Annotated in this window: 12 protein-coding genes; 6 read left to right on the top strand and 6 right to left on the bottom strand. The window is 47.8% G+C overall.

Translation table 11 applies throughout. The annotated features are described in order from the left end of the window. The first annotated feature begins 479 nt into the window (after positions 1 to 479). The 3 genes from Pan161_RS15860 to Pan161_RS15850 all read left to right on the top strand — a co-directional run bounded on the left by Pan161_RS15860 (position 480) and on the right by Pan161_RS15850 (position 2,826). Entirely contained in the window at positions 480 to 1,238 is a 759-nt protein-coding gene (locus Pan161_RS15860; RefSeq protein ID WP_197995329.1) for a site-specific DNA-methyltransferase, read from the top strand. An 11-nt stretch (positions 1,239 to 1,249) separates the two neighbouring features. After that, positions 1,250 to 1,525, top strand: coding sequence for a hypothetical protein (locus tag Pan161_RS15855; RefSeq protein WP_145228574.1), 276 nt, complete (start codon positions 1,250 to 1,252; stop codon positions 1,523 to 1,525). A gap of 497 nt (positions 1,526 to 2,022) precedes the next feature. After that, positions 2,023 to 2,826, top strand: a complete 804-nt coding sequence (locus Pan161_RS15850; protein WP_145228573.1) for a hypothetical protein — start codon at positions 2,023 to 2,025, stop codon at positions 2,824 to 2,826. Positions 2,827 to 2,908: 82 nt separating this feature from the next. On the opposite strand, the gene Pan161_RS30590 is transcribed toward Pan161_RS15850, so the two are convergent. Continuing rightward, on the bottom strand, positions 2,909 to 3,133 hold the full coding sequence (locus Pan161_RS30590; RefSeq protein WP_197995932.1) for a hypothetical protein: 225 nt from the start codon (positions 3,131 to 3,133) through the stop codon (positions 2,909 to 2,911). Next, positions 3,069 to 3,221 (bottom strand): hypothetical protein, encoded by a 153-nt coding sequence (locus Pan161_RS31395; protein ID WP_390620750.1) that lies wholly within the window; start codon positions 3,219 to 3,221, stop codon positions 3,069 to 3,071. The genes Pan161_RS30590 and Pan161_RS31395 overlap by 65 nt, the downstream gene beginning before the upstream one ends. Before the next feature lie 185 nt (positions 3,222 to 3,406). Here Pan161_RS31395 and Pan161_RS15840 point away from each other — a divergent pair, with 185 nt between their 5' ends. Continuing rightward, complete coding sequence (locus Pan161_RS15840) at positions 3,407 to 4,210, top strand: hypothetical protein (protein ID WP_145228571.1); 804 nt, start codon at positions 3,407 to 3,409, stop codon at positions 4,208 to 4,210. Positions 4,211 to 4,252: 42 nt separating this feature from the next. Further along, positions 4,253 to 5,371 (top strand): hypothetical protein, encoded by a 1,119-nt coding sequence (locus Pan161_RS15835; RefSeq protein WP_145228570.1) that lies wholly within the window; start codon positions 4,253 to 4,255, stop codon positions 5,369 to 5,371. Positions 5,372 to 5,375: 4 nt separating this feature from the next. On the opposite strand, the gene Pan161_RS31235 is transcribed toward Pan161_RS15835, so the two are convergent. Then, a complete protein-coding gene (locus tag Pan161_RS31235; RefSeq protein ID WP_261342921.1) occupies positions 5,376 to 5,501 on the bottom strand; it encodes a hypothetical protein in 126 nt (41 codons plus the stop codon). Positions 5,502 to 5,715: 214 nt separating this feature from the next. On the opposite strand from Pan161_RS31235, the gene Pan161_RS15830 reads away from it, so the two are divergent. After that, positions 5,716 to 6,915, top strand: coding sequence for a hypothetical protein (locus Pan161_RS15830; protein WP_145228569.1), 1,200 nt, complete (start codon positions 5,716 to 5,718; stop codon positions 6,913 to 6,915). A gap of 1,317 nt (positions 6,916 to 8,232) precedes the next feature. On the opposite strand, the gene Pan161_RS15825 is transcribed toward Pan161_RS15830, so the two are convergent. The 3 genes from Pan161_RS15825 to Pan161_RS15815 form a co-directional block, all read right to left on the bottom strand. Continuing rightward, the gene (locus Pan161_RS15825; RefSeq protein ID WP_145228568.1) at positions 8,233 to 11,292 is read right to left on the bottom strand and encodes a PVC-type heme-binding CxxCH protein; all 3,060 of its coding nucleotides are present in this window, start codon (positions 11,290 to 11,292) and stop codon (positions 8,233 to 8,235) included. 204 nt (positions 11,293 to 11,496) lie between these two features. Next, on the bottom strand, positions 11,497 to 12,546 hold the full coding sequence (locus Pan161_RS15820; protein ID WP_232103262.1) for a Kelch repeat-containing protein: 1,050 nt from the start codon (positions 12,544 to 12,546) through the stop codon (positions 11,497 to 11,499). A gap of 30 nt (positions 12,547 to 12,576) precedes the next feature. Beyond that, complete coding sequence (locus Pan161_RS15815; protein WP_145228567.1) at positions 12,577 to 12,981, bottom strand: hypothetical protein; 405 nt, start codon at positions 12,979 to 12,981, stop codon at positions 12,577 to 12,579. Positions 12,982 to 12,997 lie beyond the last annotated feature (16 nt).

The following is a 12,997-nucleotide window of genomic DNA, read 5'->3' as shown; positions in this document are numbered from 1 at the left end:
CGAACTCTCATGGTGACGCTATTGTATAATGGGACACAGTCTAACGACTGAAATCAACAGGTTAAACGATATCACGGTGTTAGTATGTGAATTCTTGATGAACATGCAGATATCGTCTGCCAGATCGCCCGGCAACGCGTATGTTTGTGTGCCTTTCGCGGGAGTCAAAATTCGAACCTTCCGTGATCTCAAAGTCCGGGTGGTACTGTTGTCTTGCCCCAATCCTGTTCGTCGGGTGGCACTGTTGGCTTGACCAACAGTCAGAAAACAACACTCGACAGACATCTGCAAACACCATTAATAACCAACACCAGGGAACCTTTATAGCGAAGAAAAAAGCAGCCCCCCAAAAGAGTGAGAAAGGGTTTGAGGAGTCCCTCTGTGATTCCGCAAATCGGCTGCGGGACAGTGTGGAGTCTTCCGAATACAAACACGTCGTTTCTCAAGTTCGTGTCCGATCAATTCGAAGAACGCCGCAGATGTCCTGGGGAGTCGAGGGGGAAATCAGAAAGCGATTTAACGTTCTCAATCGGATTACCTGGCGGAAAGCTGCCGGTAAACATAACGGGGCCGACAAGGCCGCGCTGAGGGGTTATTTTCCACAAACGGAATGCATCATCTTTGCCGAGCAAATCAACGATCGGGCCGACGCGAGCGCCCCGGCTGGCTACCGTCAAAAATGCGATGAAGCCGCGCGGGAGGTGTTCGGGAAATACATCACCCAGGTGAGAGAACAACACGGCCTGACCAAGATAGATCTCACCGCCGCGGTGGGAGCCTATGGCAAGGTGAACCACGGCGGGGCCTGTTCCAACTGGGAGAAGGGTTTCAACGTTCCGACGATCATTTTTTACGAGCGTCTGCAAGAGGTATTCCCCCATTGCTTTGAACGGCACTACTCGGAATTAAAATCAGAGTATGAAAAACGGAAGGCCGAATACGAACAGTTACGCCGCCCCTTCAACGCTACCCCACGTCGACCTTTTACCGATGTCTGGGATTTTGCAACCGTCAAACCATCCAAGCACAAACACCCCTGTCAGAAGCCGCTGAAAATGCTGGAACATATCATTTTAACCAGCACCCGCGAGGGGGACACCGTCCTGGACTGTTTCAGCGGTTCAATGATGCTGGCCCAGGCCTGCAGAGATCATGGCCGGCTGTTTATTGGGATTGAGATTGAGAAACAGTGGTGTGAACAGGCTGTAAACCACCTGGCTAAGAAATCACTGTTTTAGGAGCAAGCCCAGTGACCACGATTATTATCTGTGATAGTTTCGAGTCGAGTCACGCGGATGTGGTGGCTCAGTTTGACGAGTTCAGAAAGACCGTCGAACAGGTGGAACGCATCGCACGGGAACTGCTGAAAGCACTGCTGAAATTCCGGCCGCCGGTGAAAGCCGACTGGCCCCGCCTTATACCCAAAAGCCCGAGAGCGGGGCGATATGGACGTTCCACGAATGCACCGGTTTATCAAATCTGTGGACGATGGCCCAGCGGTTACCGTAAACGAAAAACGCGGTAACCATGCCGCCTTGTTCAGCCTGGAAAATGGAAATCCTAGGAAAAGATTAATTCCACAAGCCGTTTTATGAAAACGATTTGCGAACTGTACGTATAGCACTAAGAATTAATTTCATTGCAAAAAGCACAAAATATGGTAATATGATCGGGTGGCTATATACAGTATCTTGTATGCTAAGCCGCGGAATAGAACAGATGTTCTTAGCTCACCCACATGTATTCAGGATGAATCTCAATGAGCCTACCACCACTCCCCCTTGACGTTTTTATCGAAGACTTCCCGCATAAAGAGCTGGACGATGTCTTGAGATCAATGTCCCTTAATTCACATATCACAATCAGCCCCGCTAAGCGGGTATATGTTGGTCAAAAAATACAATAGAAGCTGCACGCACAGGATTTCTAATCTGATGTGCGTTTTATTTTTTCGGCCTTCATCGGGGAGAGATAATTTGAAGGCCATTTCTTTTCCCATGTTTCACGGAAGGTGTTGAACAGATGAAGCCAAGAAGTATTTGTGAATTAAACTACACTGACATCGCTGTCGAAGAATCTGGCGATAAACTGATTATCGATGGCAGTCTGGATGCATCGGGGTGGAGTTCTGGTGTTAGGTCGGAGATGGTAAATATCTCCGAAACACTGGGTTCTCATGTGGCCACGTATCAGGGTGTACCATTCCAGACAAGCTGTTTCTATGCAATTGCTGAGACTGATGTATGTGTTCCCCAGAGTTCAGAACAACAGCAGGTGGTCGTGGTCGATGACATAACTGAAAAAGGGGCGCGTCCATTAGTCACAGATTACATCAAACCATCAGTTGAGACCATAGCGACTGAGAAGTCGGAAAGTCTGAATTACTCCACGCTTTTGGGTATCTTTGAGTATCAGCAGAAGCAATACCAATCAGCGAGTGAAGAATCAACTAGAAGACACCGTTTCAATATGAGAATATTGATAGGAATAATCTCGTTTGTGTTATTAGTGATCACAATCTCTGTTGCATCGGCTACCAATTATGTTACAGATCTGAACATTCTACTCATTCAGAGTCTTCCACGACTTACACTGGTTTCAGTTGCAGTTTTTTTTGCCGGTTTTTTTATGAAATCGTGCAGGTCTGATTCAGCAGATATCAAGTACTACCAGAATGAATTGACTAATCTTAAATCTCATCAGATCGCTCTCGTTACTACCATTGGATATGGAAATTCTGAGTCAATTCAAAATATTATAGCAGCCTTCACAAACACTGATCGTAATCAAATAAAAGAAAGTGCTCCTTTTAAAAATCACGCTTGACGAATGAGCGCGAAAAACTAAACTGATTTACACACTGAACCGCACGCGATTATTTCCTGGGAAATAATCAGGATTCTCTGAATCAGAAAATCTGGCGGTGTTCCTGGTGGTCATTACGGCCACCCCGAATACCTCCAGATATTTTTTGCGCGCGGGTGAAAGTGAAATGAGCGAAGACGGCAAAGAGGCGAAATGCGGCAACCGCAGTGCCCGGGTTGCCTTGCAGATAACCTGTATTGTTTTTATTGCCGGCTGGATGTGTTCCGTCGAACGAAACACCGTCCGCACCGCCACCGATTGGGGTCACGAGGAAAACGCAAGAATCTCTCGATCCACATCACGTAAGCCTGCTCGGTCTTGCAGGCATAGTGCATCACTCGCAACTTATTTCGCATCTGGTCAAGGAGTTGGATAATCGATAAACGGCAGTAGTCATGCTGCGTGATCCTGATAGAGTGCAGAGAATCAACTTCCGCTGTGAACTCATATCCCATTTATAGTGTCAATTGATAATCGGCAGAAATCCTGATAAATGTATACAGAATCATATTCTGTCTATCAACATAGTTGGACATGCGACATGAAACCTGGACTTGAGATTGAATTATTACGATTTATCCAAAAAATGAGTGACCGACGTCTGTACTTTATTGCCCGTGAATTCAACGGAAAACAATCAGATTATCGGGTAACTCGGGATAGTCTAATGCCTATGGCATGGGATTGGATCTCTCGAGGGTTGGCATACTTCGATATCAGTCAGCCGGCCCCATCGAACTGGGATCTCCGGATCACTGAAAAGGGCAAGCGGTACATTGAGGAGGAAGATGAAAACCCATACAATGACAACTTTTGGTATGCCAGCTTACTTAAGAAAGCAGTCGGAATAAGCGAAATTGAGAAACAATACGCCCAAGAGGCAATTAAAGCGTTTGTCAATGAAATGTATGTGGCCTGCCACGTAATGATCGGGGTGTCTTCAGAGTCTGTAATTGTTCGAATGGCCCAAGCTATGGCAAAGAGCGACCTAATTGAAGGTCATGAGACAATCTCAAGAGCGGTTGACAACCCACGGATCGGGATTCGAGAACTGTTCAGTAAAATGCGTCCTGAACTAGATAAGGCCAAGAAAAGAATTCCGGGCAATCTTGCAGATAACATGTCGATCTGGCTAGATTCGATGTTTGATGTCATAAGAGTAAATCGAAACGATGCTGGTCATCCAACTGGCAGCACTTTGACTAAAGAAGACAGCATTATGGTGCTCAGGTGTTTCGTCACATACATGAGCAAGGCTTGTCGATTAATTAATTATTTGGATGAAATGTCCAACAAATCGTTGGACCAAAGTGCCGTTGCTCCGTGCAAATTGAAGCAGAGTTGAATCACGGCACTTGGTCAACTCAGACGTTATGGGCAACTAGTCATGAGTTTCGTGGACTTCATCAAGGCTGCTATTCACCCGCCGGCACCAACCGACTACAGTGCGTATTATGGTGACCTACTCAGCACCGCAGGCGTGCTGTTCGGCCTCGCGTTCGCCGCACTACTGTTCGTTATCCAGAGTGGATTTGCCTCGTTCAAGTTTAGCCGACGCATGTTTCTGGAGGTCTACGTACACTTTGGCCGCAGCCTGCTTATTTCGCTGGCCTATTTGACGGTGCTTCCGTTTGCCATGATTCACTTCCCCTTCTACTCGCGTTTCTTCACGTTTCTGTATTACCTTTTCGTGATTCTGTATGCGAAAGCAGTCCTCGACCACTTTCGCCAACTCGGCTATATCCATACCCTGATGTCCACGGCATTCGTACCCCCATCCTTCGGGAGCGTACGCAGATATTTTCGGTATATTTCAAATCTTGGGGTCGCCCCAGTATTCGGCCTGTCATCCGTTCTCCTTGTACTCCTAGGATATCCCGTAATCATTTCGGTTGCGGACGGTGGCTCCTGGACTATCACACAGAAAGGATTTTTCTACTCTTCGATACTCGTACTGTGCCACGTTGCCTTGCGCATTACGAGCTTCATTCCAGAGTTTTTCAAGTTGTCTAACCAAGAGCATGACTATGCACAAGAACCATCAGCCGCGAAACCAGACGACGACACGTCAATCGATTATTCTGTCGAAAAGATGGCTTTGAGACAGTTCCTCTTGGACCACGGTGTCCGAGAACTGGATGCACAGTCGCCAATACCTTTCCTTGACGGTGAACTTGCTCTTGACATTCTAGCGGATCGCGAAGGTGCGGAAGCATGGTTCAATGCGAATGTCACAGCCACGAATCCAACAATTGTGGAAGTCCGTGACCAAGTGTGTCAATATGCGATGCGCCTGTTTCAATTGTTAGCAGATTCACAAGTAGATATTAATCAAATTGTCATCTCGTTTCATATTAGAATCGACGGGGACACGAAGTCGCGCAATATATTCTTCCGCACCACCCGCTCCGAACTCGAAACGGTACTGCCCAACAAAGCTGACGCGGTGACCGCGGCGACGTCAATTGATAATATTCTTTTTGATGATCTCTTTCGCAATCTGTAACACTTCATTTCACGGCCTGCTGGCATTGGCACTTAACAACAAATCGTTCCACCGGAGTTGGCACGGTTCCCGGTTTTTCAAACTCATTTCCTTCATTCACTGGTCCTGGTGCTTTTAACGCTAAATACATTGCTGCATGTTCCTGATAGAGAGGAGAGGGTCAACATCCGCTGTCATGTCGGTCTTCCCTGCATGGCTCTAATTGAGAACACCGGCCCACTAGTGGAAAATTGACAATAGGCAGAAGACTTGATAGGCTTAAATATGAACATGTCTTAATGAGTGTCGGCGGCAACATATTCTGTCTCTGATGTCTATGAATCGGTATTCCTGAAAGTTCATGCATGTCACGACTCTGTATTCTCACACTGTTGGCGCTCGGAATGGTGTGCGGCCCCTGTTGGGCACAGAACGTAACGCTCTTCGATAGCGACTCTAAACATCCGTGGAACGTTTGCTATCAGGTGCTTAGCAACACCGGACCTACTGAGTTGGACGATGATGACTTCCTGCGAAAAGCGTCGGACACGATAGACACTTTGCTCAACGCGCCGGTTGAGTCGAATGCTCGACAACCGATTCAGCGGGCTGTGATGCAACGCGAGGCGTGGCGTACGTTCGATCTGCTGGTAGCGCAAGGTAAATTCACCGCACCCGCCCACCGCACCCTGCGATACCGACTCGCGAAACTCATTTCACTGACTGCACTCACAGAGCGGGAAATCGGCGAACTTAAGGGAAACTACTCGACTCGCCCGCTGGGAAATGAATTACCCCGTGATTCCCTCAATGATCTTGAGCTTCCCGCAGACCTGTTCGAACCGGACGGCGAATGGGTTCAGCTCACACACAAAGGGATCAATCGCGTGGCACTCACGCACGAATCTTCGCATGGCGGCAGGTCAGAGTTTCTCCTGTTTGTTCGATTCCCGAAGGGCCAGGAGCAAGCGAAGGCTTATCTCGCAGAATTCAATAAGCATGCGGCAGTGGAAGCGGAACGGCGACGCGAGTTTCTCTATCGGTTTGTACCCCGGCACACGCCGCTTCCTCCGCTACCGAGTTTCCCGCAGGGGCTTCGCGCGATTCTTGTGGAACGCATGCTTGTGATTTCGACCAGCGGCATCCCTAAAACGACTCCCATCATCCTGTCGATCGCATTTAATGACTTGACCCCCACGATCAGCGAACGTACTCGTATGCAACATCGTCTTCGAAGTGCAGTATTCGAAATGTCCGTTCAGCATCTTCTCGATACGGATGCGGCAGCATCATTAAGAAGATTAGAGTTCGGCGAACCATTCTTCGGCGAACAACATTTTCCAAGGGGGTTGCAGCAATGTTCACAATGTCACGCCGACAATGGATTAGCCACGCTCCATTCTAACTTCTTCGGTGTCGTGGTACCTGATGACCGAAGTGTGCTGAGAACAACCACTCAATCGCCCTCAAAGACGCCGCAATGGAAGATGCGGCAGCCCAACTATTCGGTGTTGCTAGGATATCTTGAGGCGTTTTCGGGTGACGACTCGAAATCACAGGAATAACAGAATGGTAAACCCGGGGCTAAGCTGGGATGTTCCTGGGGGCATACCGCTGACACGTTTTGTTCCTGCATTTTAAGCTTCCTGTGGTTCGGGATGTTCATCTGCGGGGGGCAGAGCGTTTCTTTTATACTACTTTGTGAAACGTGTAAGGGTCGTTAACACCAGCACTGTCGGGCAAGCCGACAGATGGGACCCATGGTGTGAGAGGATAAGGAGTGATGTTTGTGGTTGTGGGATTCAATCTGCTGTTCAATCTGTTGACTGGTGTCAGTGGTTCTGTTGCATGTTGGATTATTTTCGGGAAGGGCATGAGGAGATCAAGGGGGGATTTCAGAATGATGTGGCGATGTATGTTGATCCGGGCACGATACTGGAGTGAGCAGTGGCGGTATCGGGACGAAGGACTGCGAAGTGCGGCGACCCGCAGGCATACATCACGCACAAGTGTGGTTTCAGGCAGTGCAAATCTGGAAAAAACTGACTGTTTTATAGTGAAGACCTGGAACAAGTGGCGTGTGTTTCAGTGCACTGTAAACTGGTCACGCGCGCGACTCAGTCAGACGCATATTCTGGTTGAGTGCCGGGGGGAGTCAAGTCGAATATCTTCAGTGGGTGAATCATAGTTTTCAGGAATAGACTGTATCCAGGTTTACTGTAGCGTCTCCAGGGCTATTTGGGCCGAGTATAATAGTTTGAGAGACGCTATGAATACATGTGATGTGCTCTAAAACACAGGCAGGGAAGGCGGTGTGTGAAAACTGAGAAGGGGTAACGAAAACAGGCTGCCTACCGTGATGGATAAGCAGCCTGTCAATAGTTTTTTAAAACGCGTAAGCATTTTAAAGATAGACTCTTAGTGCAAGTCGGGATGACAAGATTTGAACTTGCGACCTCTGCGTCCCGAACATGCAGAGTTATGATGTAATGTCTTTGAGTTTAATGGTTGTGCTGATAGCGTGATCCCTCTTGTACCCGAATTGATACACAACGGTATCACCGGTCATTGGGTGTGAAATATTTTGTAAAGCAATGAATTAATGTAGCAGGCAATTTTATTATTTCATCACTGAATGACTCTTCAACTGGCAAGCCTGGAAACTCCACCAGCAGGAAAAACTGAACAAAGAGATTGCTTCGATCTTAGATTATAGTCGTGGAAAAATAAGACGACTCCTCAAGAAAGCTTCTGAAATTCATGGAGTGCCATTTGAAGATGGCGGAAATATCAGGGGACCTGAATGATACTCCTTTGTACTTTCTGGTGAGTAAATATCTCGTATGCTATTTTCATTCTACATTCAGATCCGTCGAAATACATTAATCTGCGGAGGTTTTCAAGGACTTGATATATGCTATGACATCTGCCATCTGTTGGTGGTTTATCTCTTTTTCGAGTCCATTCGGCATCAATGAAACACCATTAGAAAGCAGAGTATCGATGTTGTTACGCAATATGATATCCTGCTTACCTTCCGCTCTGCGTATGGTATAACTCGTCGCGGTCTCTGCAGCGATCATTCCCGTAATTAATTTACCCTGAGTTGTGACAATTGTATAAGTATTAAAATTTGCCTGTGCTTCTCTGCTCGGATCAAGAATGGCAATCAACAGGTCTCTGTCAGACTTATTCTTTGTGGAAGTCAAGTCAGGGCCTACCTGAAATCCCTGATCCCCCACTTTATGGCATGCAGCACAGTTTTTACGATAGACTAGTTTACCGCGTTCCACATCCCCCTGGTATTTGAGTGCTGATTCGTAAGCCTGTACAACTCTGGCCCGATCAGGATTGACTTCGTTTCCGAATACACTACGAGCTTGGTCTCTGATCGGCGGATGGGGATGATTTGTTAATAGCTCTTTTTTATCACGAGTTATTTCATTCAGTTTCACTTGCTGATTTTTGATTGCAGCCAATAAATATTGAATGCGCCCCGATGATCCCAGCAGAGCATCTATCACTTCAGTTCGTATAGTTGGGCTGAATCCTGACCAGTTCTGTAACAGGGATTGACTGACGTTCTCCGACCCCATACGTGCTAACGCTTCGATGGTAGCCAGTTGGATCTCGGGGGCAGAGCGTGGATTTAAAACATCGGTTAAAACTTCTCCCGTGACACGGAATTCGAAATACCCTGCCAGTCTGATCGCCGCGATTCTTTCGGCAATAGATCGATCTTCATCACCCGTGATCTGAATCACTTCGTCAATCATTTTATCTAAACGATGCTTCACTTCAGCATCCAAGCGCTCGTCACTGAACAGCGCACTGAGAGACGTGTCTCTTCTGGACAGTCCTTCTCCCAGCGCAGCCAGGATCAGCTGCTTCTGTACCAGTGGTCTGGGGTCGCTCGAAATTGTCTTCAAAACTGTTAGCGACTCACCCACGTTTTTGTTGGCACCGGCAATTTTCAGCAATTCCATTACAAGCGATCGTTTCGAGTCTGGTAGTTCTGCGGATGTTTCTCGAAGAAAATTGACGGCCAGCGGTCCCGCTATACCGGCAGCAGAGGTCAGCACGGCCACCTGCATATCACTGTCGAAATTTTCTGAATTTATCAGTTTTGTAAGACCGGAAACGGCAACATCACTGTTGAGCTCTCCGAAAGAAAAAGCCAGTTGCAGTTGCACTCGATAATCCGGATCGTCAGTCAGTTCTAATAGCTTTTCAGCAAGTTCAGGATGCATTCGAGCATGTGATTCAGCCAGCCGAATTGCATGCTCTCTGATTCCAGGGACAGAGTCCTTCAAAGCGGAATTCAGGATCTCTGCATTCAATGCATTTAAGCCATCCAGCGCCCACAACGAATGCAGGCGTGCCAGTGGCAGTTTTGAACTGTGAAACAGATTTTGCAGAGGTTCAACAGCAGACTTATCCTGACGCTCCCAGATCAAACGTTGAGCTGTCTCTCGGTTCCAACTGTTTGGTGACTCCAATTGACTGACCAGTTGGCCAATAGACATGTCTCCCAGTTTCTCTACCTTGAATTGTTTTGCATCGGGGTGAGACAGTCGGTAAATTCGACCGCGGTCATGACCACTCTCCAGATCGAGATAACGTTTCAGATCTTCAGGGATCGAAAATGGATGCTCGATCGTTTCGCGGTACATATCCAGCACCCAGAGCGTCCCATCCGGGGCATTGACAAAATTTACTGGACGAAACCAGTTGTCGGTGGACGTGACAAATTCGGTCTGTTTATCAGCTCGTGAAGCGATGTGTGTAGCCCCTTTCGATTCCATCGTTTTGCGATGAATCAGATTCCCTCCAACATCTCCAATAAAGGCATTACCCTGAAATGGTTCAGGATACGCTCCACCACGATAAATGGTGACTCCAGTCGCAGATGTAAAATAACCTGTGGCAAATTTCTCTGTGATTGAAAGCCGTTTACTGAATTCCGGATCAGCAACGCGACGGGCGGTCCGCACGACGCGATACGGTTCTGCAGGACTACGCCGAAATACACGAGCAACGGCCCCTCTGCGCGCAGCCGTCCTCAGCACACTCGGGACAGCCAAATAAGGGTTGCGTTTTAAATAACGACTGGGAAATACGACGTGCTGAATGTGGTTACTGTTATTGCAGACAAAGCGGTTTCCCCAATCATCCAACGAATGCCCGAACTGGGAACCTCCTGAAAGTGCTTCCAGTTCACGTGTTTCGGGATTGAGCTTTAAATCACGACGTCCCTTGGGGATGACTTCTTTACCATCTTTTAAAATGGATCCTCCATTAGAACCGCCGGCAAAATAGATATGATTATCCAGACTCCATTTCATATTATTGGCCAGTCCCTGTACGTTATTTGTTGGAAGCCCGGAAAACACGATTTCCCTGACATCCGCTTTGTCGTCTCCATCTGTATCTTTGAAATAGTAGATATAAGGCGGTGCAATCACATAAACCCCACCTTTAAAACAGCAAACGGAAGTCGGCCAGGTAATATTGTCTGCAAAGACATAGCTTTTATTCATTTTCCCGTCGCCGTTGGTGTCTTTCAGTAACCGAATTACACCGGCATTCTTCCGTACCGGACCTGGCAGATACTTGGGACGCTGTTCCGGGAGATAGGGGTATCCCCGCATTTCGGCGACATACATCTGGCCGTTTTCGTCGAAGCAGGCGTCAACAGGATCCATTACAGCCGGCTCTGCAGCAACCAGTTCCATCTGAAAGCCATGCTCCACCTCAAAATTCTGCGCGGTATCCTGTGACTCAGTCGGGGGAACCCGTTTCATCCGTTTGGACAAATCTCCTTCATTCGCCAGCGGTTTCTGCGCAATCACGGTCGTCAGGAATTGACTGCCAGAATACACCGTGAAAGATAAACAGAAGACAGCCAGGTATAGGGCTTTTCTATTTGAAATGGAAACCATGATTGTGGGCTTTCTCTACGTACGATAAATGTAATATCAATCCAGGGTAAGTATTTCGCTTCCCGGGAATTTCAGGTAAAGCAGACTCCGTACCTTCTCCCTTTGAACATGCTTCAATGGGAGACCTCACCGGCGGATATGATAACGCAGCTGGAATCATTCAGCACCGGTAAGGGAGTTTGATACGATCCGCGAATGTATGACTTATTCGCCAGGCCAGTCTTTCGGGAGTTCCAAAGTCCAAACTTCGTTACTTAAAGGTGCGGCGTGCCCTGCGGTTAGCCAGAGTTTGTCTTTAAAGAGAAACACAGAGTGTTCATGGCGCTCTTTCCAGACGATATCGGATTTCAGCTGTTTCCAGTCTTTTCCATCTTTCGAATACCACACATCATTCCAGTTAGTCCAGGGATTGTTCGACCAGCCGCCGATGACCCACATCCGATCACGATAAACGACCGATGAGAACCAGAGTCGCGCATGCCAGGGCGCGTTAGCGGTCTCCTGTTTCCAGTGGACGCCATCTTCCGAACTCCAGACATCGTTGAAATCTTTGTATTGGGGCACATAATTTCCGCCGCCAAAGACATACATTTTGCCATTCAGTACAGCTGCCTGATGATAGGCACGCGGCGCCCAGCCCGCATCGGCTGTTGCCTGAGTCCAGGTGTTTCCATCTTCAGAGTACCAGACGTCATTTTTCAGGCTCGAATCATCACCGAAGTAATAGTTTTCGGTGCCCCCCAGAATCCACATTTTGCCCTTGAACTCGACAATCGCTGCAGCGGCACGAGGAGACCAACCCGCCTGTTTGGTGATTTGATCCCATTTGACACCATCGGTCGAATTCCAGACCTGATTGCTGGCAGAGTGGCCGTCCAGACGACCGTTATACCAGCCCCCCATCATCCACATTTTGTTCTTAAATGTGATTGACATGGGCAAATCGCTATGAATCCAGGGAGCACTTTTCTCAACCAGCGTCCAAGTCTTACCGTCTGCCGAGTTCCACACATCACGGGGAGGCGCAGACAACGAGTTGAACCACCCACCAAAGATCCAGAGTTTGTCATCGAAGACAACTTCGCCTTGTGAATCTCGTGGTCGCCAGCCGGCATCGGAAGTGACTTTTTTCCAGTTGTAAACAGGCTCATCGGCCAGTGCCATTAATGGTGTCAGTGAAAATGAGATTATGATCAAAAAATAAATGTTGTTTTTCAAAGTTTCTCCCTTGTTGTGGCTCATGTTGGTTCGCATTGCAGATTACTCCAGCGACGCTACCTGAATTTACTCTTTCAATTCAAAGGTAAATTCGTTGTCGCCTTCTTTCACTTCCGCTTTCAGATGACTGGTTTCAGGTGAATAATATTTATCGGGAACATTTTCAGCTTTTTTCGGCATGATTGGCGGTCCGCCTTCGGGGTTGGGTCTGGCAGTCGGTGGCGCGAGACAGACCGTATAATTGCCTGTTTCAACATCCGAGAGATAAACTTCACCCGCATCGTTTAACTCTCCTCCCGCCGCCTTTCCCCCGTCTGCGAGAATTTGAATCGTGCCTTGAGTAACCGGATCGCCGCTATAGGTAACGCTGAATTTAACAGAGCCCATTTTTTTGTCAGTGCCGGGTGTTTTTCCACCACAGCCGACAAGTATCAGACTCATCATCAACGCGCCTGGAATCAATTTATTCACGAGAATATTTCTTTCC

The organism is Gimesia algae (assembly GCF_007746795.1).
Classification (GTDB): Bacteria; Planctomycetota; Planctomycetia; order Planctomycetales; family Planctomycetaceae; genus Gimesia; species Gimesia algae.
This window is presented reverse-complemented; position numbering and strand designations above follow the sequence as displayed.